We start from the raw sequence: 24855 nt of genomic DNA on the forward strand, positions 1-24855 counted from the left end.
TTTTTAATTAATAATTAATAATGAACAGTGAATAATAGGAATCGTTTTTCATTATTCATTATTCATTCTTCATTATTCATTGTTTACACTATTCTCCTGTTTTTCGCGATAAACTGCTGTTTCACGCGCTTCAACTGGTTCGCCACACTGGAGTCCAGGCGGAAGCCACCCAGTTCGATGATGTATCCTCCGATCAGGCTTTTGTCCACCTTCTCTTCCAGAATCACCTCACCGTGCGTCTTCTCGGCAGCCAGTTTCTGCAAGTGTGCCACAAGCTTGGGCGAACTGACGGCAGTGGTAAGCTTTCCGATGAGGATGTGCTTGTCTTCCTGATACAGGTCGATGTACGACCACATCATGAACTGCAAGACCTTCTCCCTTCTGTCTTCCAGCACCAGGCTGAGAAAACGCGTCATCACCTGGCTTACGTCCTTTCCACCCGAAGCCTCGCAAAGCAGCTCCAGCTTCTTGCTTCTCTCCAGCACCGGATTTTCCACGGCACGCCGCAGGGCGGGCACTTCGGCAAAGTGTGCAGCCAGCGTCTTCACCTCTTTGTACACCTTGTCTTCCAGCCCTTCTCCCTTCGCGTATGCCAGCAGTGCCTTCGCGAAACGTCTTGAAACGACTCCTGTATTCATGACACGTTATTTTTTAGAAGTTTCAATCATTTCATCCAGCAGACGGTCAATCAGCGCAGCCTGTTCCTTTTCATCGGCCAGCTTGTTGCGCATAATCTTCTCTGCGATGCCCACTGACAACACGGCTACCTGGCGGCGGATGTCACGGATGGCACTTTCCTTTTCCGTTTCAATCTGCTTCTTCATCTCCTCCATCAGGCGGTTGCCTTCGGCGAAGGCCTTCTCCTGAGCGTCCTTGATGATGCGGTCGCGCGTAGCAGCAGCCTCACTCAGAATGCGGTGCTGTTCTTCACGTGCCTGTGCCAGGAGTTTCTCCCCCTCCACCTTCACGTTGGCCAGCTGTTCGTTGGCCTCGCGCGCCGCCTTGAGCGAATTGTCAATGTATGCTTTCCGGTCCTCCACCATCTTCAGTATCACCGGGAAGCCGTATTTCGCCAAGACGAAGAACACGACTCCGAAGGTGATGACCATCCAGAACAGCAGCCCCGGATCCGGAGTTAATAATCCCATAACTTATTGTTTTATTTTTTTACAAGAACAAAGTCAACAAACAAACCACGATAGCAATCAGTGCCACACCTTCTACCAGCGCAGCAGCGATAATCATGTTCATACGCAAGTCGCCTGAAGCTTCCGGCTGGCGTGCAATAGCTTCCATAGCCGAGCTACCAATCTTACCGATACCCATACCGGCACCTAAAACTGCAATACCTGCACCGATAGCGGCGCCCAACTTACTAATACCTACACCTGCAGCTGCCTGCAATAAAACTGACAATAACATAATTTTCTTGTTTTAAAAGGTTATACTTTAATTTTTTTTGAATCAATTATTTTTCGGCATGTTCCTTCACCTGCGACAGACCGATAAACACGGCCGACAGCATCGTGAAGACGTATGCCTGGATGAATGCCACCAGAATTTCCAGCGCATTCATGAAAATATCGAATGCCACCGACACCACCGTCATCGAGCCGTTGATTACCGGACCCGACTTCACCGTAATGAAGATAATGGCAATCAGACTGAGCACGGCCGCATGTCCTGCCATGATGTTGGCAAACAAACGGATCATCAGTGCAAACGGTTTGGTAAAAATACCGAAGAATTCTATCAAAGGCATCATCGGTATCGGTACCTTCAACCACGTAGGCACATCGGGCCAGAAAATTTCTTTCCAGTACGCCTTCGTACCATACACATTAGTCATGATGAACGTGCACAAGGCCAGCACCAAGGTAATGGCAATGTTACCCGTCACGTTAGCACCTCCGGGGAAGATAGGAATCAGCCCCATCAGGTTGTTCACCAGAATGAAGAAGAACGCCGTGAGCAGATAAGGTGCGTAGCGGCGGTAATTCTCGCCGATGCAGCCCTTAATCACGTCGTTGTAGATAGAAAGCACCGTGGCCTCAATCATGCCGACGCCCCCCTTGGGTGCCCCGTCTTCCAGCGGATGTTTCTTGTACCAGCGCACGCAGCTCATCATGATGACCAGCAGCACCGCACTGTTGATAAACAAGCCCAGCACATTCTTCGTGATGGAGATGTCCAGCGGACGCACCTCCTCGCCGGCCGCATTGCGTTCCACGATCTTGCCGTCGTAGGCACCGCCCTCGGCCACGTACAGACCCTCATAAGGACCTTCCTCCAGCCGGGCAGACGAGAACACATGCCAGCCCGTACTGCTTTTCACGATCACCGGCAGCGGAATGCTTACCTCCGTATCGCCAAACTTCGCAATGTGCCACTGGTAGGCATCGCCAATGTGTCCGAACACCAGTTCGTTCACGTCGATGTCCCCCTCAGCGGCCTGTGCCTTCGTCAGCGCAGCCGGAACCGCCATCAGCAGTAACAGCGTGATGATTATGTACCGTAATTTTTTCATCATTAGCTTTTTTTCTTAGTTTGAGTTTCGCTTCAAAAAGAAGGAAAAAACGGGTTTCGAATATCAGAAACGCAAAGTAGAAGAAGATGAAGGTCAGCATGAACGCCACCACTTCATGTCCTATCACAAATCCGTAGAACATCAGCAGCATGGCACTGACAATGAATTTCAGTACCTTGCACACCAGATACGTCATCGCAATCCGTTCCAGCCCCACGCGATAGTTGAACGCGAACATTTCTATGTAAAACAGGCCGAAAAGATAGAAGAATATCGGAATGGCCGGAAACCACAGGAAATACCTGTCGGGAATGAACAGATGATATACCACGGCGACGAGCGTCGTCAGCACAACTCCAATCACGGTCAGTTCTTTTATAAATTTCTTCTTAACGGTCAACAAAAACATAGTATCGTGCGGTTTTTCATCCGGAAAGCCGCCAAAAACATATTCGGTTCATCGCCTGCTTCGCTCCTCTCAGAGTTCCACACAGACTGAAATCTGATTCTCCTTGACTTCCACGAATCCCCCCTTGATTTGCAGGGATTGCGTTTCCTGTCCGGCCACGTATTTCACTTCCCCGGCCGAGAGCGTGGAAATCAGCGGGGCATGGTTGGCCATGACCTGAAATTTTCCTGCGCTTCCCGGAAAGGTAGCCTGGCTCACTTTTCCTTCGTAAACCAGCTTTTCGGGTGAAACGATAACCAGATGAAGTTCTTTCATATTAAGCTATCAGCTTTTAACTTTTAACTATTAATTATTAACTCTCAGCCGCTTCCATCAGCTTCTTACCCTTCTCAATGGCGTCCTCAATGGTACCCACGTTCAGGAAAGCCTGTTCAGGCAGATAGTCTACCTCGCCGTCCAGAATCATCTTGAATCCCTTGATGGTGTCTTCTATGGAAACCATCACGCCCGGCACACCCGTAAACTGCTCGGCCACGGCAAACGGCTGCGAAAGGAATCGCTGCACGCGGCGGGCACGGTTCACCGTCAGACGGTCTTCATCCGAAAGTTCATCCATACCTAAGATAGAGATAATATCCTGAAGTTCCTTGTTGCGCTGCAGAATCTGTTTCACGCGCTGAGCGGTTTCGTAGTGCTCCTTGCCCACAATCAGCGGGTCGAGGATACGCGACGTAGAATCCAGCGGGTCTACAGCCGGATAGATACCCAGCTCGGTAATCTTACGGCTCAACACCGTAGTGGCATCCAGGTGCGTAAAGGTAGTAGCCGGAGCAGGGTCGGTCAAGTCATCGGCCGGCACGTACACCGCCTGCACGGAAGTAATGGAGCCGTTCTTCGTAGAAGTGATACGTTCCTGCATCTGTCCCATTTCCGTAGCCAGTGTCGGCTGGTAACCTACTGCCGAAGGCATACGTCCCAGCAAGGCTGAAACCTCAGAACCTGCCTGCGTAAAACGGAAGATGTTGTCGATAAAGAACAGGATATCGCGCGGACCGTTGTCGCCCGTCTGGCGGTCACGGAACGATTCGGCCAGTGTCAGACCCGACAAGGCTACTGACTGACGGGCACCGGGAGGCTCGTTCATCTGTCCGAACACCATGGCTACCTGCGATTTTTCCACTTCGTTGTAATCCACCTTCGAAAGGTCCCAGTTTCCTTCCTCCATGCTCTTGAGGAATTCGTCACCGTAGCGGATTACGCCTGATTCAATCATTTCTCTCAGCAGGTCGTTACCTTCACGGGTACGCTCACCCACTCCTGCAAACACGGAGAAACCATTGTGTTTCTTGGCAATGTTATTGATTAACTCTTTGATGAGCACGGTTTTTCCAACACCCGCCCCACCAAACAGACCGATTTTACCACCCTTCAGGTAAGGTTCCAGCAGGTCAATCACCTTGATACCGGTAAACAATACTTCCTGGGTAGTGGCCAGGTCTTCGAATTTCGGAGGTTCACGGTGAATAGGAAATCCGTCCGTCTTGTCCAGTTCTTTCATACCGTCAATGGTATCACCTACCACATTCATCACACGGCCCTTGATCTGGTTTCCGATAGGCATCGAAATCGGATGCCCTGCAGGAACGACTTCCATTCCGCGCTTCAATCCGTCCGTACTGTCCATGGCCACGCAGCGTACCGTGTCTTCACCGATATGCTGCTGCACTTCAATCACCAGCGTACGCCCGTCGTTACGGGCAATCGTCATGGCATCGTGGATCTTCGGCAAGGCGTGTTCCACGTCTTGTCCTTCTTCAAACTTGAAGTACACATCGACCACCGGACCGATTACCTGCGAAATGTGTCCAACGATTTTTGACATAAGCAATTATTTTAATTTAAAAGAATGAATCATCCATGGTTCTTACCTATTAAACAAACGTCCCGGGTATTTGTTTAAAGTTTGACCATTTCTGTAACGCAAATGTACTGAATAAACTCTCATATATGTAACTCCATGTAACATTTTTTAGACTGATTCCCCTAATAATAGACATAAATCAAGAGATATCGGACAAATGGTTTTACACTTGTTTACACGGAAGCCGGATATCTAAACAAATATTTAAAGATTCAGGACGTGTGTGCGGCCACACCTACAAAAAAAGCCACATTGCTGTGGCTCTTCTTGTAATAATATGTCTCGTTACACGCGCTTGAAGGTGTAATTGCCTTCCTCAGTGTACATTTCCGATTCAAACGTACAGTCGTACGAAGCTTGAATCTCCTCCTCCGTATACGACAGAATCACCACCCGTATGTTGCGGCCACGGTTGTCCGACAGCGTCAGCACTCCTTTGCTCAGCGTCCAGTTGAACGACTCGCCACGGAACGAAGCCGTACCGTCACTTCTTACCGAGAGCGTCTGCCCCATGTGCTCAGGATCATTACGACCAGACTCACCTTCCGAATTTGTCCAGTCATTCGCCGTCACTTTCCACGTACCGATAATGTCTTCTCTCGACACTTCCACACCCGTCGGGTCTTCCGTGCTACAGCTGGCCATTCCAGCCACCATCAGGATAAAGCTCAAAAAGAGCCATACATTCTTTAGTTTCTTCATTTTCATTTGATTTTACAGATAATATATAATGCTTATACTATTTCTTTCTCCAGATCGATTCCACCTTCCGCCTTACGGCCAGCACGTTCAGCACCGATACCAGCAGGAAAAGTCCCCCGGCCGTCAGCAGCGCCGGCAGCAGGCTGCCTCCCTGAAAATCGGGTACCATCCGCTGCAGCATGTCCAGATACGCTCCCCGGGCCACGCACACCAGCAGCACACCCATGGCTGCCACTGCCGCGTTCAGCCCCACCGTGAGCACCTGATACGGACGCGCCACCGCTGCCGGACTGAAGCCTATCATCAGCAGGTTCTCCAGCTTCTTCGTGTTCTTCTGCAACAGCAGGTAGATGCTCAGCATTAGCAGGTAGAACGACAGCACACTGATAATCAGGCCCACCGTGAGCACGATGCCTACCACCATCTTCAGGAACCACGTCGTCTTTCCCGCATCCAGCTTGTCGCCTTCCGTCTCATAGCCTTTCTGCTTGAAATACTTCGCAATGCGGTCGTCCGCCGGATTGTCCACTTCCACAATCAGTCGTGAGGGAGCCGTCTCACCGCCGTCCCCCAGTGTCGCGTTGGCCCAGTCCATGAACGCCTGCGGCACCAGAATCGTGTTCAGCCGGTTGGAGAAACCCACGATACGTCCCTTCATGCGCTCCGTCCGTCCCCTTCCGCTCAGCCGCACGTCCAGCGTCATCATCCCCATCACGCCCTCCGAGAGCTGCGGCAGGTTGCGGCTCTGTGCAAAGCCGAAATTATACAGGTTCAGGTAGTTGCGCGGAATGATAATAGGGATTTCGGTCTGCCCCTCGCGATACGTCCAGCCTTCCAGCCGCACGTCGACAAACTCATCGGGCACCGACTCAAAGAACATGGCCGTAGAGAGCTGCATGCCCGCCATGTCCATGCCGGCCGACACCTGAAACTGCGCCGGAGTGAACGCCCCCGTCCGCTTGGCAAACGGCTGCGACTCCATGTCGGCTATGTCGGCACGCGAGAACGTGCCTCCCTTGCCCACCAGGCTGCCCAGCGTGCTCACCTGCTTGCTCACAATCACGTAGTCCTTCTTCATGAAACTGTCGCCCTGCGTAAACACCGGCAACACGTCCTTATAAAACTGTATACTCAGCAGCACGATGACCATACCGCACAGGTTGGCCAGGAAAAACCCCGCCAGCTGCGCCACACTGATGTGCTGTCTCAATAATTTCCAGATCATATCCGTCTTCGTTTTAATCCCTTACAAACTCAGCACCCTGTCATACTCCAGCGGCAGGTGCTTGCCAATGGACGTCACAATCACTCCTGCTCCCTGGCGGGCCGCCTCCTCCTTCAGGATGCGCGCCATAATCAGCCCGTTGCCGTCGTCCAGGTGGCTCACCGGCTCATCCAGGAAGAAAAAGTCGGCCGGCTGACACAGCATCCGCACGAAAGCCACGCGCTGCTGCTGTCCGTACGACATCTTGCCCACTTTCACGTCCCACTTGTCGGCGATGCCCAGCTGCTCAAACCAGTCCTTCACCTGCTGCTTGCGGCAGAAGCCCGTCAGCCCGTTCTTCAGCTGCACGTTCTCCCATGCCGTCAGTTCCCCGAACAGGCGGAGCTCCTGAAACAGCATGCTCAGCGAACGCTTGCGGATGTCGGTCCACTGCTTCACCGTGAGTTTCCGCACATTCTCCCCGTCGAAGGTGATAATCCCCTGGTAATCCGTACGGTACCCGTAAATAAAACTGCAAAGCGACGACTTGCCTGTGCCCGACGCCGCTTCAATCAGATACATCTTTCCCTTCTGGAAAGCCACCTGCCGGTGCCACACGTCAGACACGATTCCGTCGCGTCCGGCGAATACCTCCGGCAGGGTTTGCTGTAATTCTATTGTGTTCATTTCATTCAATGAATAATTAATAATGAACAATGAAAAACGAGTGAATGCTCTTCGTTATTCATTATTCATTATTCACTATTAATTATTAACTATCTGTACCAGCTGCTTCAGCGCATTCTCCTTGCGGTTCTTCAGCTGCAACACCATGCGCGCCTTGGTCGGTTCATCCGATTCCACGCTCAGGTAGTCCAGCATGCTCACGTATGGCACCTGCGGAAGCACGGCAGCCAGTGCCTGGAAGTTTACGTTCAGGTAGAAATGCTTGTCCTTCACGTCCTTGGCCCAGTCACAGTCTTTCAGCGACAGTCCCTTCACCTCACGACCAATCAGGTCTTCCTGATTCGTCAGGTAGAAGCGGTCATCTTTCACGCCCAGCCAGAAAGACACCGGTCCGCGGCCCATGCCCAGCATGGCACCGTTGGCAGCCACAAACTGATAAGCATTCTCGCCCTTGTTTACCAGGCGCATCTGTCCGTTTGTCATGGCCAGCATCGGTTTCAAGTCTTCAAACGTGCGCATAAAGTCACTGTTCGTCACGTCGGCATACAGGATGAAGCCCGGCTTCATCGACATTTCCGGCATGGCCACTGCCACGTCACCCTTCACCGCCTTGAAGATAGCCTCAAAGTCGAGCGGCATCATCGAGTTGTCCAGCTCCTGACGCACCGTCGGGTTCTCGCGCAGCAGTTCGTACGCCTTCTCACCGTTCACGTTGGCAGCCATCCAGCCCACCGTATTGGCCGGAAACGTCTTCAGGTACGTACCGTCCAGTTCCCCGCTCACTTCCGCCTGCTTCTTCAGCAAGTCCTTGAACTTGCCCTCCAACAGCGTCTCCACTTCCATCACGGCCCTTCCCGCCTGGAAATCGAGCGTAGAGAATATCTTTAAATCATTCAGGTTCAAGTCAGCCGGCAGTCCCATGGTCATCGGTCCCCAATAACTCTTCGGCATGACATCCAGTGCAGTCACCATGGCCACATCCTCGTCGGCATCCTCTAATTTCTTGAATTCCGGAGTGCCCGAATAGCCCTCCCCTTCTTTCTGGCGCAGCCACATCGAAGCCTGATGCTGCAAGTCCTTCGGGTTGCCGTTGCCCGCCAGCATCATGAACGCATCGTCCGTCCAGGCCATCAGTCCGCCGCCACCCACGGTCCAGCGGCAGCCGTCGCCGTCGGCAGGAGCCTCACACGCCTTCTGCTCCTGAAGCATTGCAATCAAATCTTCCAGTTTTCCCTTGTCGGCCATGCGCACCAGCACACCGCCCATCTCCATCTGAGAAGCCCCAAAGAAATACACCCGGTCGGTCAGTTTCAGTCCGCTTTCCTCCGGATTCTCCATCAGCTTGTCCACCAGGGCATCCGCATTGCCCTTCAGGCTCGATTTCATCATCTGCCCCATCGACTGCTTTGCCTGATCGTTCAGGTCACACTTCTGTGCCATATCCATCAGGTCGAACGAGAATACAGCAGCCGCATCTTTCGGCAATGCATTGGTATAAGGATTACTCTCCCCGCAGGCAGACAACAGGAAAGCCATACCCAGTGCCAGGCTTCCCATCCATTTCCATGTCTTTTTCATAATCATTTATTTAAAAGTTACACATCACCTTCATTCCGCGTGTGTCAGGTTCATCAGGTGTACGGCCACCAGCGCCGCCGTCTCCGTACGCAGACGCGACTTGCCCAGGCTCACCGCCTGAAAACCTTTTTCAGCCGCCAGTGCCACTTCCTCCGGACTAAAGTCCCCCTCCGGGCCAATCAGCACCACGGCATCCTCGTCCGTGCGGAGCACATCGCGCAGAAGGGGCTTTTCCCCCTCATAACAGTGCGCAATGAACTTCTGCCCCGTAAATTCCCGCTCCATGAAGCGGCGGAAATCCGTCATCTCGTTTACCACCGGCTTGCGCGCCTTGAGCGACTGCTTTACGGCCGACACCACGATTTTCTCCACCCGTTCCGTCTTGATGACCTTCCGCTCCGAAAAACGGCAGTTCAGAAAAGTCAGCTCGTCGAAACCGATTTCCGTGGCCTTTTCCGCCAGCCATTCCATGCGGTCCATGTTCTTGGTAGGTGCCAGTGCCAGGTGCAGATGCCCTTTCCAGAAAGGCTCCTGCTCCGTTTTCTCCACCACCTTCACCACACAGCGCTTCTGCGTGGCAGCCGAAATGACCGCCCGATAGAAGCAGCCTTTCCCGTCGGTCAGGGTAATCTCCTCGCCCACTCCCAGGCGCAACACCCGCAGACAGTGTCCGGCCTCTTCCTCCGGCAGCTCCATGGTTTGCGCAATATCCGGTGCATAAAACACGTGCATAGACTTATTCCTTTTCGTTAGCTTCTTCTTCCAGACTGTCGTCTGTTTCCCCTCTCTCCCTACGAGCCTGCATTTCGCGCTTAATCAGCTCTGCATACTCGTAGTTTTCCTCACGGATGGCCTTTTCCATCTCCTTCTCCAGGTAAAACATCGGCAATCCGCGCAACAGCGCCGCCTGCAAGTGCGATACAGACTTCTTGGCAAAATCCGGCACCCGGTTTTCCAGCATCTCCGTTCTGATATAGAACGGTGCCTCTCCCAAGGTAGCAAGTACCAGCGCATCGGCCAGTTTCACGGTCAGTTCCACCACCGTGCCGTCCGCCTTGCGCATATAGACACTGGTCTGCGGTACCTGGTCTTCCTTTCCCCACAGCACTGCCTTTTCCACCGTAGCCCCATAATGCTCCTTCAGCATCTTCAGCATCTGGTAGTGCACCGAAAGGTCCACCGCCTCCGGCGCATCCAGCGATACGTCCAGCAAGTCTGCTTCGTCGGCATTGATGATAGCCATGAACTTACGGTGCGGCTCTTCCTTCTCTTCCAGCATCATCTTGTAATTGTAGCCGTTTGCCATCAGCATATCCATTTTGTCCGCATCCGTCAGCACCTCATCGAATGTCAGGTCCTTTACCAGTTCTACCGGGTTTATCATCTCTGTAATGTAGCTGACTTTCAGTTCTGTCAGTCCTTCGTTTCCTTTGAATTCCATAGTGAAATCTCATTTTAATTGTTATTACTATTATGCTTATATTTAAATACCACTGAAAAGACTACGGCCACCACCAGCGCATAAGCTGCAAACACGAACCATGCGTAGCTCCAGCCTTCCACCTGCGGCGCCTGCGAGTTGAAGTCCACAAAGCAGTTCACCACCGCCTGCGCACACAGCGTGCCCACCGTAGCACCGATACCGTTGGTCATGATAATGAACAGTCCCTGCGCGCTCGAGCGGATAGACAAATCCGTCTCCTTGTCGACAAACAGCGAACCCGACACGTTGAAGAAGTCGAATGCCACGCCATACACCAGCATGGACAGCACGAACATCCACACCCCGCTGCCCGGGTCACCCAGGCCGAACAGTCCGAAGCGGAGCACCCATGCCACCATGGCAATCAGCATCACCCGCTTGATGCCGAAACGTCCCAGGAAGAACGGAATCAGCAGGATACAGCACGCTTCACTGATTTGCGAGAGCGAAATCAGCAGGTTGGCATGCTGCACGCCAAACGTATCGGCATATTCCGGAATGGCGCTGAAGCTGGTGATAAACGGATTGGCAAACCCGTTCGTAATCTGCAGCGACACACCCAGCAGCATCGAGAAGATGAAGAACACCGCCATCTTGCGGTTCTTGAACAGCAGAAACGCCTTCAGTCCCAGTGCCTCCACCAGCGACTTGCGTCCTCCCTGCGCACGGCTCACCGGACATTCCGGCAGCGTCTGGGCATATACAGCCAGCACCACGCCCCACACCGCACACGTAAAGAACTGCATGTAGTTCGACTGGAATCCCAGTAAATCTACCAGCCACATGGAACAAATGAAACCGATGGTCCCGAACGTACGTATCGGCGGAAACGCCTTGATGGTATCCAGCCCTGCCTTGTCCAGCGCCGTATAAGCCACCGAATTCGACAGAGCCAGCGTAGGCATATAGAACGCCACACTCACGGAGTAGAACGCGAACAGCGGCGCAAATTCCACCTGCGGTCCCGTAGTCATGGCATAATAGCCCGCTCCACCCATAAACAGGGCCGCCAACAGATGGCTCAGCCCCAGCAACCGTTGCGCCGGAATCCAGCGGTCAGCCACAATACCCAACACAGCCGGCATGAACAGGGACACAATCCCCTGCATGGCGTAAAAAATTCCGATATGTCCGCCTAATCCCACACCCGCCAGGTACGTACCCATTGAGGTAAGATACGCTCCCCACACGGCAAACTGCAGGAAGTTCATGACAATCAGTCTCATTTTCATGTTCATATACTCATAGATTTAAAGGTTATTTCATCATCGTAGCCAGTGAAGCCAGCATCGTAGCCAGTGAAGCAAACGAAGTCGCATTCGATACTATGTTCGCAAAGTTGAACTTCTTCGTCTTGTTCGGCACCACGATTTCGCAGCCCGGCTCAATCTGTTTCTTGCCGCTGCCCTTCACTTCGGCCACCTGTCCGTTCATATAAATAATGAACTTCTGGCTCTTCTTGGCGTTGGCAGAGTAACCGCCCGCCTGGCTCAGGTAATACTTCACGCTCTTGCCTGCCGCATACGATACCGTGTTCGGCATCATCACCGCTCCGTTCACCTTCACCGTATTATTATATTCCGGCACAGTCAGCACATCGCCCTCACGCAGCACCAGGTCAGCGTCTCCGCCCGGGTTCGCCAGTGCAGCTTCCAGGTCGATACCTACTGTAAACGTACTGTCCACCTTCAGTCCCAGCGTGTTGGCCATGGCATCACCGATTTCACGGCGCATCATCTTCACCACATCCTCCATGCGGCGCAGCTCCTCCTCGTTGGCCACGCGGCGCAACTTCGCTCCACGCACATACGCATAACGGCTCACCCCGCCGGCACGCTGAATCAGGCTGCTCAGACGCTCGCTCTTCGTGTTCAGCGTATAATCACCGCGGAACAGCACCTCACCGTCCACCGTCACGTTCACCTGCTCGTTGTAGCTCGGGCTGCGGCGCACAAACACCTGGTCGTACGGCTGCAGTTCAAATCCCGCTTCACCGTCCACCACGAAACCATCCTTCAGTCCGAACGAGAAATTCTGTCCGATTACGTCCGGTTCCGCTGTACCTCTCGGGTCACGGATGCGTCGTGACACGTCCACACGCACCAGCGAAGCCGATTCCTTCAAACCGCCCGCTGTAATCACCAGGTCCTCCAGGCTCATGTGGTCGGCATACGTATAGCTGCCCGGCTTGTTCACCTCACCGCTGATGGTCACCTTGCCCATGTCCTGCAAATCGTGGATGCTCGGGATATACAAAATGTCATTCTTCTGCAAGGCAATGTCGGGCGACGTACCGTTCAAGATACCCTGAATGTCAACCGGCAACACCTCCTTCGTCAGGTTTTCCCGTTCGCGATACAACACCGCACGTCCTGTAAAGGCATCCCCCAGCAAACCGTCGGCCTTCTCCACCAGCTGGCGTACCGTGTTCAGCGAACCGCTCAACTCGAATACTCCCGGGTGATACACAGCCCCTTTCACCTCCAGACGGTTGTTGAAGCGGTTCAGAATCGAATCCACCGAAATCACGTCACCGTCTAATAATTTAAACGCAGAATAGTCTATATCGTTCACCGTTTTCACGGAAAATTCTTTACCGTCCTTACGCAACACCCTGATACTCTTCTTGTAAGCATCCGAAGCAAAACCACCGGCATACTTCAGCAAAGTGGCAGCCGATTCCCCGTTCTTCATTTCGTAGAACATCGGGCGCTTCACCTTACCCGTAATCTTCACCAGCTCGTCGTAAGTAGGCACAATCACCACGTCGCCGTCCTGCAGGCGGATGTCGTCCTGAATCTGCCCCTTCATGATGTACTCATACACGTCCAGACGGGCAAACGTCTTTCCGCCGCGGGCCACCTGCACGTTACGCAAGCTACCGATGTCGCTCACACCACCTGCCACGTACAGCGCATGGAATACCGTCGAGAGTGACGACAGCGAATACGTACCCGGCGCCATCACTTCCCCCATCACGTTCACCTGGATGGTACGGATATTTCCCAATGTCACCTGGATGTTATTGCCCGAATCCGCATAAATCTTTCCCAATTCCTGCTTCAGCAGCTGGCGTGCATCCTGAATCGTCATGTTGTTCAGGTACACCGGACCCAGGTTGATGATGTTCACATAGCCGTCGGGCGAAATCTCCAGCCGCATGGTATTCTGGCTAGCGCCCCACACGTCGATAATCACCTCGTCACCCGGTCCCAAACGGTAGTTTTCCGGAGTTGCCATGCTCAGGTTAGGCTGGAAGGTCAGCTGTTCAATGTTGAAGATATTCCGTCCGAACACATCGTTCTCGCTGGTAACCACCGTCGTCAGGTTGCGGCGTTTCTTCATGGTCTTCTGCATGTCTTCCGACCACATGCTCTTGTCCACGTTTGTCGAACTTGTCTCCAGGAATTCCGAAGCATCCTCTTCCGTACCGGTCGCAGTAGTTTTCCGGGCCCGTGAACCAGAGCCCAGCAGCGAGCTGTCTTCCCCCGTCAGAGAACCGCTGCCCGATGTCGACGCGCCCGTCGAACCCGAATACATGGACTTCAATCGCAGCAACTGCTCCTGAGTGGCCCCCTTGGCCAGCAGCTCCATCGCAATGGTTTGCTGGTCCTTGCCCTGTTGAAGCGCCTGTTGCACATATTCTATCACCTGGTTGTCGGTCATTCCGCTCTGGGCATACGCGACGGATCCCCACAGCAGGAACAGACACAATGCCAATCTTACAAACTGTCTTCTCATTCTGTCTTTCATTTTAGTTTTAAGGACAAAGATACATTATTGAAAACGAATCACCAAGCGCTTAGCCCCGGAATCTACATTCCAAGCAGAAAAAACCGGTGTAAAAATTCCGCGTCCCTGCTTTAAAACATAAAAATAGTTAATTCAATGCAGATTTTCGCTCCAATTATATGTTTCATAACATAAAATCCTTACCTTTGCATCGTGTTTTTCATGGTATTAGATTTAAGGTTAATGAAGATTGGGAGTCTGGGAAGATTCCCTTTTTTTATGTCTATTTTTTATGTCTTTTTTTAGACAAAAGAACAGAAGAACATATTGAGTTAAAAGGTAATAGTTAAAAAGTAAAAGCGGCAAGTAATCACAAAAAAACGGAAGAGTCCCCCCGTTCTTCATTATTCATTCTTAATTCTTCATTATTTTTCATTCTTCATTCTCAATTCTTCATTCTTCATTATTCACTATCAAAACGTACTGATGTATTCCGGCGCCTGATAAACAGTAATATCGTCAACTGGAAATTTCGCTTTGTTTTTCGCCTTTGCTTCCGCCATGAACCGATTACATTCATCACTTGTAAAAATCCCCTTATTCATTGCAATAGTCAGCACATCCAGCGTTCCAATATATTCAATGCCATTCTCATCACAATAAGGAGCCACATCCCGAAAGTTACTACTTGCGATAACCTCCTGTCCAAAACGCGCCATCGACATACAAGCCCGTTCTCCGTCCCCCAGCATCGGATTCTCTTTTTTAAGCCGGAAAAACTCTCGCCGGATATTTTCATTGGCATAAGGGAAAGCAATCTTGCATACCTTGCAGTGCTCCATCCACTTGTCCACCTTCCGTTTCCTGTCCGGCTCCGTAGGATGATAGCTGGCCTCCTTGTACACATTCTCTACAATCATCACGGCATGAGGCTGCAGAATTTCCGTCAGCCTGTCTATATAACCGGTAGCCATGAAATGAGAGATGACATCGGCATCCACCAATATTACTTTATTCCTCCCCATATACCTCTTGAGAAACATTAATTTCCATATCCATCAGCAACGAGTAATACTTTGCCTGAGAAATACGCCCCTTATCATATAATTCACGAGCTTTCAAGTTATAATCTCCCACCAGCTCCGTCTGATAAGTAGGATAATACAACTGCGTATTATAACCGTATTCGATTGCCGAAGCAACCACATTTTTCTGGTAAAGGTCAAACGTTTTCTTGGTAATCCATTTCAAGTCCTTCAGCCGGGTAAGAAGCGCCGCCCTTGAGCAAAGAAAATTCTGCTCCACCTTCAGAAGAGTAGCCAAGGTTATTTTGTCAACCTGCTGTTCCTCGGCAGGAACCAGTTCCTTCAACCCCATTTCCGGAAGCAGAAGGTAGGCTGCAAACACATCGGCATTATACTCTTCCTCCTCTTTTTTATTAAACAGCCCCGCATTGTTCTGCGACACCTTAAAATCTTTCTGATACAACAAGTGATACAACTCATGACAGGCAGTAAAACGCTGCTTGGCATAAGACAAAGCCGTATTTATCAACATGAAATACTTGTCAGAAGAAGATCCGTTTCCCTTTATCCGGATTGCCATGCCCGAAAAATTATCATCCAGCTTCTTAAACCACGTAAGCACGTGCTTTTCTTTCAATATCTGATGAATGCGCACAGGGTCCTTTGTAGTCACGTGCATCTCCTCCCGCAACCTGGTTGCAAGACATTCCAGTTCAACTTTACTTCTCAAGCTCATTGCACATCTGAATATAATTTCTGACTATTTTCTGAAATTGAGAAATCTGACCAAGATTTCCAATATTTCCCGTCTTACGATACGCACAGGCCACAGATGTCTGAAAAAGCTGTTCATTTTCCTCCATCAGATCGTATTCATCCACGTTATACAGAGTGGCCAGTTTCTCCATTGCCTCCAAAGGAACTACAGTCTCCCCTTTTTCATATTTCACGTATGCCGGCTGACTGATACCTAAATAATCACTGATTTCCTGCTGGGTATAGTTCAAATGCTCACGAAAAGCCTTGATATTTTTCCCGATTACCTGATCAAGTCCCATATTTTATCAATTAAATGATTCGTTTGCAAAGATACTCATTTTTAAGTTATAAAAGCAGAAAATACAAATAAAATCAACCCGATTTATAACTTTTATTTATAGAACCAAAAGCAAAGGGTGAAGAATGAGAATATTCCTTTTTGTTTTTAGACAAAAGAACAGAAGAACATATTGAGTTAAAAGTGAAAAGTTAAAAAGTAAAAGCGGTGAGCGTATCACGTTTTCACTTTTCATTCTTCATCATTATTAAAATTATGTCTTTTTGTTCTTATGTCATAATAAAAAAAACGGAAGAGTCACCCCTCCCGTTCTTCATTATTCATTATTCATTCTTCATTATTCACTCTTCATTCTATGACAAGAATAAGCTGTCATGCTTACCTGCTTCCACGTCTGACAAAATTTGCTTTACACAAACAACCAGTTCAGGAAGATACTTTTTGATTATACCAAATATCTGAATGGGGTCTACATTCCCATATTCATGCGAAATAATATTTCGACATCCGAATACGCCTCGCCAATAGACTTGCGGATAATGCGCAAACAACAGAGACGATGTACGATCATCTATCTTCTTAGCCGTTTCACCTACTACCTGTATCAGCATACATGCTGCATCAAATTTTTCCATTCTGTCCGGCGATGTAAGAAAATCCTGTGCACACGTAATCGACTGATTTCTGTTTATCACGAGAGTAGCTTTTTCCAGAATCAGCTCCAATAAATCAATCAATATTTCTTTAGATATAGATCGCATCTTTAAGGATATTCTTTTTTAACGTTGGACGAAGTGACTCTCTAAAGTTCACTAAATCAATAGAAGAATGGAGCAAAACTTCAAGTTCTTCTTTAATCTGCTCCATCACGAAAAAGTCCGGTTCCTGCAGACAGATAAAAACATCCACATCACTTTTTTCATCTTGCTGCTGGCGCGCATAGGAGCCAAACAACCCCATGAACTTTATTTTATATTTCGAAGCCGATTGTGCTTTGAATATTTTCAGTCTGTCGATGATGTCTGTTGTACTAACCATAGCTTGCAGAGATGAAGTTTACACAAAGAAACATAAAAGCTTTCATCTTTCCAACTTAATCGCATAAGTTTTTCAAACGATACGCCTCACAGAAACATGTTGTTTCTTTAGACAAAAGAACAGAAGAAGGTATTGAGTTAAAAGTGAAAAGTTAAAAAGTAAAAGCGGCGAGCGTATTGCATTTTCACTTTTCATTCTTCACCATTATTGAAATTATGTCTTTTTGTTCTTATGTCATAACAAAAAAAAGAACGGAAGAGTCACCCCTCCCGTCCTTCACTATATTAATTCTTCATTCTTAATTCTTCACTCTTCATTCTTCATTATTCAACGCACTCACATCAACATCAGGAATGATAACGTCTGCAAGTTTGTCGTTTACAAGAAATCCCATGTATAGTGGAATAGTAAGAATATCCCCATCACGGCCTACGTTATATTGCCCTAACTTGATTGCATTCTTAACATGATACACGTCCTTATTTTTAAGAACCGTAGTCATGCTTTTTGCTTTACCAGACTTTGCCTTAATTTCAAGGAGAACACATTCGCCTTTGAACCTTACCAGGAAGTCCAGTTCAAGCCCGCTGTCCTTATGGAAATAGTACAGTTTCTGACCGGACTTACACAGAAAATCCGCCATGAGGTTCTCGAAAATAGCTCCCTTGTATCCAAGAAGATTTCCCTTTAAAATATCCGCCTGAGTACCATAGTCGAGCATTGCCACAAGAATACCTATATCAGTTGTGTACACTTTGAAACAGTCTTTAATAGCATTCCCCTCTAACGGCAATTCCGTAGTCTGTGTGTTATAGCATCTACGGATAATCCCTGCATCTTCCAGCCACTGAATACTGCCGATGTATTGAGCAGACCTTCCTCCCTTTTTCACAACTGAATACTGGAATTTCTTGTTCTCTTTAGCCAGTTGCTTCGGAATAGAGTCAAAACATTCCCGGATATTGGGCTTGTCCGCATCCTCTGCATATTTAACCATATCTTCTTCGTATCCGGCAATAAGATTTCGCTGCAACTTATAGATAAGTTCGATATTCCTGGTTTTAAGGAAGCAATTCACCACTTCCGGCAGCCCTCCGACAATCACATATCTGTACAGCATCTCCATCATGACCTTATGAATCCCGTCAGGAACAGCCTTTTCGTTCTCAAAGCATGATTTTACAGAATCAATAACTGTCTGACCGATTCCGTTTGCCCATAGAAACTCTTCAAAATCCAATGGATACATGTCAATCACGGTTTCGTATCCGACCGGAACAGAATCTTGCCCTACATCCTCCTTCTTTTTCTTACTTTGACCATAACCTTTTACCCCCAAAAGCGAACCTGTGGCAATGACATCGAAACGCCCGTCTATATGAAATGACTTCAAGGCAGTCCTTGCTTCCCTACACTCTTGAATCTCGTCAAGAATAATACAAGTCTTCCCTTCAATGAAACGACTGCCCTGAATCAAAGCAGAGAGGTTGAGAATGATGGTATCCACATCTATATTGCCGGTAAAGGCAGACTTGTTGTCAGGCTCAAGAATGAAATTCATATAGACCACACTTTCATAATTCTCCCTTGCGAATTTCTGAACAATGTATGTCTTTCCACACTGGCGGATACCTTTTATTACAAGAGGCTTTCTGTCCTCAGACCGTTTCCAGTCGGCTAAATATGTTTCTATCTTCCTTTTAAGCATGGTGTAATCTTATTTCCCAACGACGAAATTACACTTTTTCCAGCGAATAAACCAACATTCGACACATTTTTTCAAACGAATAACATTCATTACAGCACATTTTCTCAAACGAGTTATACAGATATCGAGCTTCTTTAGACAGAAAAAGGTATAAGGTATATAGTTAAAAGGTAAAAGTTAAAAAGTAAAAGAGGTGAGCGTATTGCGTTTTCACTTTTCACTTTTCATTCTTCATCATTATTGAAATTATGTCTTTTTGTTCTTATGTCATAATAAAAAAAACGGAAGAGTCACCCCTCCCGTTCTTCATTATTCATTCTTAATTCTTCATTATTCTCCATTCTTCGCCTTCCGGTTAATCACATGGTCAAACCAGAGGTTCAGCAGCGTCCATACCACCACGTCAATCACGAACACCAGCGTGTTATTCATATAAAGAATCGCCACGATGGTAAACGCACAGAAGCAGGCCGACATCAGCTGAATCGTTACCAGCGCCCTCCGCGGTGAGAAACCCATGGCCAGGAACTTGTGGTGGATGTGCGTCTTGTCGGGCATGAACAGCACCCGCTTGTTACGCGCACGCCGCAGCACCACGCGAATCACATCCAGACACGGCACCATCAGCACGCTGAACGATACCAGCACCGGACTCGTCTTCATCGTGAGCAGCATATCCGGCTCATACATACAGTACTTGATGACAAAGAAGCTCAGAATATACCCCAGCGTCAAGCTGCCGGTATCCCCCATGAAAATCTTCATTCCCAAATCCGCACTGCCGAACACGTTGTACGAAAAGAACGGGATAATCACCCCCACCGTCACGAAAGCCAGCATGGCATAGCTCCACATGTGGAAATGCACGAACAGCACCCCGAACACCAGCAGCGCCACCATACTCAGCCCCGATGCCAGACCGTCGATACCGTCAATCAGGTTGATGGCATTGGTGATGAACACCACCAGCAGCATGGTCAGCGGAATACCTACCTCTGCAGGAATCAGGTAAATGCCAAAGAGACCATAGAAATTGTTGATATACAAGCCCGACAGCGGAAACATCGCCGCCGAGATAATCTGCACCAGGAACTTCTTCCGGTAGCGCACCCCAATCAAGTCGTCGGCAATGCCCACGATATACAGCAGGGTCAGCCCTCCCGTCAGGAAAAGAAACTCGCACACCAGGTCCGTTGTCGAAGTATCCGCAGGTCCGTGGCCCGTCATCAGCCGCACGGCCGTAAACACACACAAGGAAAAAAGAATTACCGGGAAAAAGGTCACTCCCCCGAGGCGAGGTATCGGACGTTTGTGTACTTTCCGTTCATCAGGCACGTCAAACAAGCGTTTGCGCAATGAAATAATCAGAATATTCGGGATAATGATTCTCCCCAGTATCACTGCCGATACAAATGCAGAAATGATAATATACAGATTCGCCATGTCCGTTTGGATTTTGAGTAGTGCAAAGGTAGGATTTTATTTCGAATCCTGAAAACTTTTCAGGCGCCGGACACCTTCTTTTTACGATTTTGAAAACTTTTGTTCCGCTACAGCTCCTTTTTCACGTCAAAACAAGGGCAGGCCTTGGTCCATTCCTCCGGTTCCACCGTTCCGTCGCCGTCCAGATCCGGGCTCAGGTCGCGATGCCCCACCACCTGCGTGATGGCCGGGAAATCCGATTTCAGCACCCTCACCAGAATCCGGAGCGAACGCTTCTGCAGTTCCGTACGCGTATCCGCCGGCCGTCCCTGCGCATCCAGTCCCCCTTCGTACGCAATGCCGATGCTGTGCTCGTTATACCCCCTGGCATGCGCTCCGGCCCGTTCCACCGGTCGCATTGTACAAATTTCACCATCCGTGCGGACAAAATAGTGATATCCGCAACACTTGAACCCCCGTTTCCGGTGCATCTTCGTCAGTTCGGCAGGCGAGAGCGGGCGGTCCGCTCTCGTTGCCGTACAGTGAATCACAATCATGTCAATTTTTCTCATCACAATCCGGTTTTCTTCCGGTCAGGAGACAGAGAATACACTTCAGCACCCTGACCACAATCCATTTTACTTTCGTCATCTTCTCACGCCTTAGTTCCGATTACACCCCTGCACCGTCGTCCTCTTCTTCTTTCTTATACTTCACCGGCACCCGTTCGAAAGCCAGGTTGTTGATAGCCTCCTGCATCACCGTACCCGGGCGGAACAGCACGCGCACCTTTTCAATCATGCTGTCGGTATACGTATCTTCCGTAGCGGCTCCTTCCCCGCTCAGGCTCAGCTGCAGCGAACCCAGTTCACCCAGGCGTACGATTTCGCCGCCCTGCAAGCCTTCCGATACAATGTCTTCCAGTCCCGTCAATACCGCCATCACGTCGGCACGGGTCACGGTACACATCTGGTGAATACGTTCCGCTATTTCACGGATACCCATCTCGCCGCGAGCCTGCGACTGTGCATAATACTTCACTTCACCGCTTTCACGATCGGCCGGGTTCACACGCCCTACAACCGAATAAGTCACTGTTTTCTTCATAGGTCAATCAATTAAAATTAATAATAAAATGAAGAATTAAGAATGATGAATTAAGAATCCAGGAAACGCGCGCACATTCTTCATTATTCACTCTTCATACTTCATTGTTTCTTACAAAGGCAAAGTTAGCACTCTCGTTTCCGCCCATGTAGACATTTGAGGACATACGAAGACTTACGAAGACATTCGAGGAAATTTGAAGACTTTTGAAGACATTAGAAAAAGGAAACGCCGCCGCTTACGGCTCTCCAAGGAACCTCACAATCAGTTCCACCTCCGATTTCAGGAAAAACTTGCGGTTTTTCTGGTAGCCCGACCGCTCGAGCTCCCTTTCCAGTTCCGCACACTGCTTGATCCATCGCCCCAGCCCCTGCAGGGCACCTTTCTTACCTGCCTGCGGAAAATACAAGCCCGCCAACTCACTTTTCCGGTAAGCCTTCAGGCAGAAACCCTCCCGTTCCTCCCCGGAAACAGCTCCCGGTCCCGTTTTCAATTGCATGTAGTTCATTGTTCCGTTTTATTTTAGTTACCTATAAATTTACACAATTCCGGTCGGATACACAAGTTTTTCCACCCGTTTTTCCCGGTATTTTCCCTTCTTCGGAACATAAAAATCCACATGAAAATCAAAGCATTACCACCATCCGGCGACCGGGCGATGAAGACTACTCTTCAGCCGGCGCCTCGGTGAATCGCCCCATGGCACGACGGTTACGGTTCACCTCTTCGATGGTATACATCACCACCCGATACCCCCTCTTTCCCGCCACGCGAACCTGCTCGAATCCCGCCTTCCGCAAGGCAAGCCCCACCTTGACGGCACTGAGGGGATTCTTCATGCCCCCGTTGATGTGCTGCAAAATCTCGCCCACCGTCAGGAACATACATTCCTCGCCGGGCATCGGCACGCGGAAAAAAGCCAGCAACAAGTCCGTTTCCAGGCTGGCCGTCTCAAACCGCTCGTTGCGTGCGTTCACCTGCGCGATTTCCTCCTCGTCGAACCAGTAGCGGAACCCCTTCTTCCACAGCATCAGGGCCTGCCCGTACACCCCCGCATAGTCCACGGGATGCGTGTAGGGGTCGTCAATGTGCACCACCGTAAAGGGCAGCCAGCGCCGGCTTCCCGTGGGGTCGTTCAGAAATTCCGGCTGGTTGGTCGTGCCGCAGAAACTCGCGATGTGCGGACGGTTCTCCTTGTAGTGCCCGTACGCCCTCCGCTCGTTCACCGCCGGCATAGTCACCATCGCCTTGAGCTGGTTGATGTCGCCCAGGCGCAGCTCGTCAATCTCCTCCAGGCAAATCAGCGCAAATTCCGACAGCGCCAGGTTATCGTCCTTCGTCAGCCGTCCGCTGTTGGAGCGCACGCAGAAATACCGCTGCAGTTCAGGCGGCAGCAGACGCGCCAGCCAGGTCGTCTTGTAGCAGCCCTGCCGCCCCACCAGCACCAGAATCTGGTGGTTCGTCACCTCCTTCACCATCAGCGACACCACCGCAGCCACCAGCCACTTGCGGAAACAATCATCAAACAGTTTCGCGTCACCCTCCACGTGCACCGTGGCCGCCAGCCGCCCGATGTGGTCGGTCACCCCGTCCCACGGAGGCAGCGAGCGGAAATACTCCGTAAAAGGGTTGAACTCCGGCACGAACTCCGACTCCAGCACCGAACGCACGTCGCACAGGCGCACCGTGTGCCCCTCCTTGGTCATGCGGCTCCACAGCGAGTTCACCAGGCGGTCGGTCAGCTCCACAAACTCCCCGGCCTCGGGATGCCGCATCTCCTCCTTCCCGGTAATCACGTTCTTCCGGAATTCCGCCTGCGTGGCGAGAAACTGCTCTATCTCCTGGGGCGTGGCCAGCTGGGAACGTCCTTCCCCCTTCTTCTCCCTCTTCGCACGAAACAGTTCCGCCTCCCGCCGTCCGTGCGCCTCCGTATCGGCATAGCACGAGCGGAAAATGGCCGCCACGTCGCCGTCGTATTCCGGAAAGCGTCCGTCCGCCCAGCCGATGGCCTGCTCCAGCGGCAGCCCGAACTCGTTCATCAGATAGCCCATGCGCATGATGTACTCGTTGTGATGATGCGGGGCATACACCACACCCTGCTCCTCCAGCTCCCTGCGGATACGGGCCACCACACGCTCCACCCGTCCCCTGCGCGGCTCATCCGCCTTCTTCATGCGCGAAAGGTCGAAGCGGAAAGGTTCCGCCCCGCCGTGGTAATGCACCTGCGCGTCATGCGCCAGTCCGCTCAGTCGCGTGGCATTCTTGCAGGCAGGGTCGAAAGCACACTTCGTCAGCTTCTGGTAATACTCGTTTACCCTGTTGAACACCTGGGCGTACAGCGTCAGACGGTCATTGTCAGGCACCTCCCCGTCCAGGCAGTAACGGCACACCACCCTCACCCCCTGCCCGCTGATGGTGGTATAAGCCAGCACAGTATGCGGGTCGGCACACACTTTTTCGAACACCTCCTCCGCCTGTCCTTCGGGCAGATGGTCAAAGTCCACCATCGAGAGACCCGTCCAGCCACTGATGTCGGCCTTCCGTTTCCCGTTCTCAAAACGCACCGCCACGGCAAAGCAGGGGCAGGCCGCCTTTTCCCGGTTGGCGGCCGTCTTCTGCCCCTGCGAGCGATAGTAACGGTACTTTTCGGTGTGGTCGGCCAACACCTTGTCCTCCCGAATCAGACGGACCACTTCATCAAGACTCGCCGCCACGGGCATCGTGTCGGCATAACCCTTAAAAATACTTAACATCATTTTGTTCATTTTCTCGTGTTTTATTTTATAATTTATTAAATTTGCAATCCTTTTAGTTTTAATTTTTGTGTTTTCTTTTCAAAACAGCGAAACGAATGTAACACAAGTTTACAGAAAGTACAAACCCACATTGCACACATGTGTGCAATATTTTAACTAACAATTTACTATAATTTTATTTTTTAAACAAAAATGCGTATGAAACAAGCGAAATTGATTGAACTGGGACAGATGCTGGAAGCGTGGCGCCACCAGGTGCGGTCGCACGGCCGTACCCTCACCGTACAAGAGTTGTGCCGACTGGCGCCGATGAGCGCACACACGTTTCAAAAAGTTAAAAAGGGCTCCTGACGGATCTGACATTCCTCGGCCGCATCCTTGCCGTGTACCACCGACTGCTTGCCGCCGATCCGCAGAAGCAGGACGAGCTGCTCCGCGACTTTTTCCGTTCACTCACCACTGATTTAGAGCGAATTAAATCAAGCCAAGGCATCCAAGC

General features: G+C 50.4%; 27 protein-coding genes. 1 reads left to right on the forward strand and 26 read right to left on the reverse strand.

All coding sequences use genetic code 11. The annotated features are described in order from the left end of the window. Nucleotides 1–83 precede the first annotated feature (83 nt). From WKT20_RS04665 to WKT20_RS04790, 26 genes are all read right to left on the reverse strand, one after another. Nucleotides 84–638: a F0F1 ATP synthase subunit delta gene (locus WKT20_RS04665; RefSeq protein WP_118165815.1), complete on the reverse strand. Its 555-nt coding sequence runs from the start codon at nucleotides 636–638 to the stop codon at nucleotides 84–86. Nucleotides 639–644: 6 nt separating this feature from the next. Further along, on the reverse strand, nucleotides 645–1148 hold the full coding sequence (gene atpF, locus WKT20_RS04670) for a F0F1 ATP synthase subunit B (protein WP_117702732.1): 504 nt from the start codon (nucleotides 1146–1148) through the stop codon (nucleotides 645–647). A gap of 19 nt (nucleotides 1149–1167) precedes the next feature. After that, nucleotides 1168–1422 carry an ATP synthase F0 subunit C gene (gene atpE, locus WKT20_RS04675; protein WP_117702731.1) on the reverse strand — a complete coding sequence of 85 codons (255 nt, stop codon included), beginning with the start codon at nucleotides 1420–1422 and terminating at the stop codon, nucleotides 1168–1170. A 46-nt stretch (nucleotides 1423–1468) separates the two neighbouring features. Next, the gene (gene atpB, locus WKT20_RS04680; RefSeq protein WP_181976357.1) at nucleotides 1469–2527 is read right to left on the reverse strand and encodes a F0F1 ATP synthase subunit A; all 1059 of its coding nucleotides are present in this window, start codon (nucleotides 2525–2527) and stop codon (nucleotides 1469–1471) included. After that, a complete protein-coding gene (locus WKT20_RS04685) occupies nucleotides 2445–2936 on the reverse strand; it encodes a hypothetical protein (protein ID WP_118244124.1) in 492 nt (163 codons plus the stop codon). Before WKT20_RS04685 ends, atpB begins: the two co-directional genes overlap by 83 nt. A 69-nt stretch (nucleotides 2937–3005) precedes the next feature. Further along, nucleotides 3006–3251: a F0F1 ATP synthase subunit epsilon gene (locus tag WKT20_RS04690; protein WP_118165817.1), complete on the reverse strand. Its 246-nt coding sequence runs from the start codon at nucleotides 3249–3251 to the stop codon at nucleotides 3006–3008. Nucleotides 3252–3288: 37 nt separating this feature from the next. Further along, on the reverse strand, nucleotides 3289–4818 hold the full coding sequence (atpD, locus tag WKT20_RS04695; protein ID WP_118165818.1) for a F0F1 ATP synthase subunit beta: 1530 nt from the start codon (nucleotides 4816–4818) through the stop codon (nucleotides 3289–3291). A gap of 324 nt (nucleotides 4819–5142) precedes the next feature. Further along, a complete protein-coding gene (locus WKT20_RS04700) occupies nucleotides 5143–5559 on the reverse strand; it encodes a hypothetical protein (protein ID WP_340416942.1) in 417 nt (138 codons plus the stop codon). 37 nt (nucleotides 5560–5596) lie between these two features. Further along, the gene (locus WKT20_RS04705) at nucleotides 5597–6784 is read right to left on the reverse strand and encodes an ABC transporter permease (protein WP_340416943.1); all 1188 of its coding nucleotides are present in this window, start codon (nucleotides 6782–6784) and stop codon (nucleotides 5597–5599) included. A 21-nt stretch (nucleotides 6785–6805) separates the two neighbouring features. After that, nucleotides 6806–7450, reverse strand: coding sequence for an ATP-binding cassette domain-containing protein (locus tag WKT20_RS04710; RefSeq protein ID WP_317345140.1), 645 nt, complete (start codon nucleotides 7448–7450; stop codon nucleotides 6806–6808). A gap of 78 nt (nucleotides 7451–7528) precedes the next feature. Beyond that, nucleotides 7529–9028 (reverse strand): DUF4836 family protein, encoded by a 1500-nt coding sequence (locus WKT20_RS04715; protein ID WP_340416944.1) that lies wholly within the window; start codon nucleotides 9026–9028, stop codon nucleotides 7529–7531. Between the two features lie 30 nt (nucleotides 9029–9058). Next, nucleotides 9059–9760 (reverse strand): 16S rRNA (uracil(1498)-N(3))-methyltransferase, encoded by a 702-nt coding sequence (locus WKT20_RS04720; protein WP_117702724.1) that lies wholly within the window; start codon nucleotides 9758–9760, stop codon nucleotides 9059–9061. Nucleotides 9761–9764: 4 nt separating this feature from the next. Beyond that, entirely contained in the window at nucleotides 9765–10469 is a 705-nt protein-coding gene (locus WKT20_RS04725) for a bifunctional nuclease domain-containing protein (protein ID WP_118165824.1), read from the reverse strand. Between the two features lie 14 nt (nucleotides 10470–10483). Beyond that, nucleotides 10484–11749, reverse strand: coding sequence for an MFS transporter (locus tag WKT20_RS04730; protein ID WP_340416945.1), 1266 nt, complete (start codon nucleotides 11747–11749; stop codon nucleotides 10484–10486). 19 nt (nucleotides 11750–11768) lie between these two features. Further along, the gene (locus WKT20_RS04735) at nucleotides 11769–14252 is read right to left on the reverse strand and encodes an SLBB domain-containing protein (protein ID WP_340416946.1); all 2484 of its coding nucleotides are present in this window, start codon (nucleotides 14250–14252) and stop codon (nucleotides 11769–11771) included. A gap of 464 nt (nucleotides 14253–14716) precedes the next feature. After that, a complete protein-coding gene (locus WKT20_RS04740; protein ID WP_118337939.1) occupies nucleotides 14717–15268 on the reverse strand; it encodes a hypothetical protein in 552 nt (183 codons plus the stop codon). Continuing rightward, nucleotides 15255–16004, reverse strand: a complete 750-nt coding sequence (locus tag WKT20_RS04745) for an ImmA/IrrE family metallo-endopeptidase (protein WP_118425788.1) — start codon at nucleotides 16002–16004, stop codon at nucleotides 15255–15257. The genes WKT20_RS04740 and WKT20_RS04745 overlap by 14 nt, the downstream gene beginning before the upstream one ends. Beyond that, complete coding sequence (locus tag WKT20_RS04750) at nucleotides 15988–16326, reverse strand: helix-turn-helix domain-containing protein (protein WP_022053187.1); 339 nt, start codon at nucleotides 16324–16326, stop codon at nucleotides 15988–15990. Before WKT20_RS04750 ends, WKT20_RS04745 begins: the two co-directional genes overlap by 17 nt. Nucleotides 16327–16678: 352 nt before the next feature. After that, complete coding sequence (locus WKT20_RS04755) at nucleotides 16679–17086, reverse strand: HepT-like ribonuclease domain-containing protein (RefSeq protein ID WP_117672225.1); 408 nt, start codon at nucleotides 17084–17086, stop codon at nucleotides 16679–16681. Continuing rightward, nucleotides 17070–17363 carry a nucleotidyltransferase family protein gene (locus tag WKT20_RS04760; protein ID WP_118027776.1) on the reverse strand — a complete coding sequence of 98 codons (294 nt, stop codon included), beginning with the start codon at nucleotides 17361–17363 and terminating at the stop codon, nucleotides 17070–17072. Before WKT20_RS04760 ends, WKT20_RS04755 begins: the two co-directional genes overlap by 17 nt. 313 nt (nucleotides 17364–17676) lie before the next feature. Then, nucleotides 17677–19071 carry an ATP-binding protein gene (locus WKT20_RS04765; protein WP_178288088.1) on the reverse strand — a complete coding sequence of 465 codons (1395 nt, stop codon included), beginning with the start codon at nucleotides 19069–19071 and terminating at the stop codon, nucleotides 17677–17679. A gap of 330 nt (nucleotides 19072–19401) precedes the next feature. Next, nucleotides 19402–20514, reverse strand: a complete 1113-nt coding sequence (locus tag WKT20_RS04770) for an MraY family glycosyltransferase (protein ID WP_340416947.1) — start codon at nucleotides 20512–20514, stop codon at nucleotides 19402–19404. A 107-nt stretch (nucleotides 20515–20621) separates the two neighbouring features. Continuing rightward, nucleotides 20622–21065, reverse strand: coding sequence for an N-acetylmuramoyl-L-alanine amidase (locus WKT20_RS04775; protein WP_119219597.1), 444 nt, complete (start codon nucleotides 21063–21065; stop codon nucleotides 20622–20624). A gap of 100 nt (nucleotides 21066–21165) precedes the next feature. Then, nucleotides 21166–21600, reverse strand: a complete 435-nt coding sequence (locus WKT20_RS04780) for an HU family DNA-binding protein (protein WP_117672236.1) — start codon at nucleotides 21598–21600, stop codon at nucleotides 21166–21168. 238 nt (nucleotides 21601–21838) lie between these two features. After that, on the reverse strand, nucleotides 21839–22108 hold the full coding sequence (locus WKT20_RS04785) for a DUF4248 domain-containing protein (protein ID WP_022053432.1): 270 nt from the start codon (nucleotides 22106–22108) through the stop codon (nucleotides 21839–21841). A gap of 157 nt (nucleotides 22109–22265) precedes the next feature. Beyond that, nucleotides 22266–24365 carry a BT4734/BF3469 family protein gene (locus tag WKT20_RS04790; protein ID WP_304312365.1) on the reverse strand — a complete coding sequence of 700 codons (2100 nt, stop codon included), beginning with the start codon at nucleotides 24363–24365 and terminating at the stop codon, nucleotides 22266–22268. Nucleotides 24366–24554: 189 nt separating this feature from the next. Between WKT20_RS04790 and WKT20_RS04795 the strand changes: the two genes are divergently transcribed. Then, nucleotides 24555–24707: a hypothetical protein gene (locus WKT20_RS04795; protein WP_270527307.1), complete on the forward strand. Its 153-nt coding sequence runs from the start codon at nucleotides 24555–24557 to the stop codon at nucleotides 24705–24707. Nucleotides 24708–24855 lie beyond the last annotated feature (148 nt).

Source organism: Phocaeicola sp. ICN-14070 (assembly GCF_037892625.1).
Classification (GTDB): domain Bacteria; phylum Bacteroidota; class Bacteroidia; order Bacteroidales; family Bacteroidaceae; genus Phocaeicola; species Phocaeicola plebeius.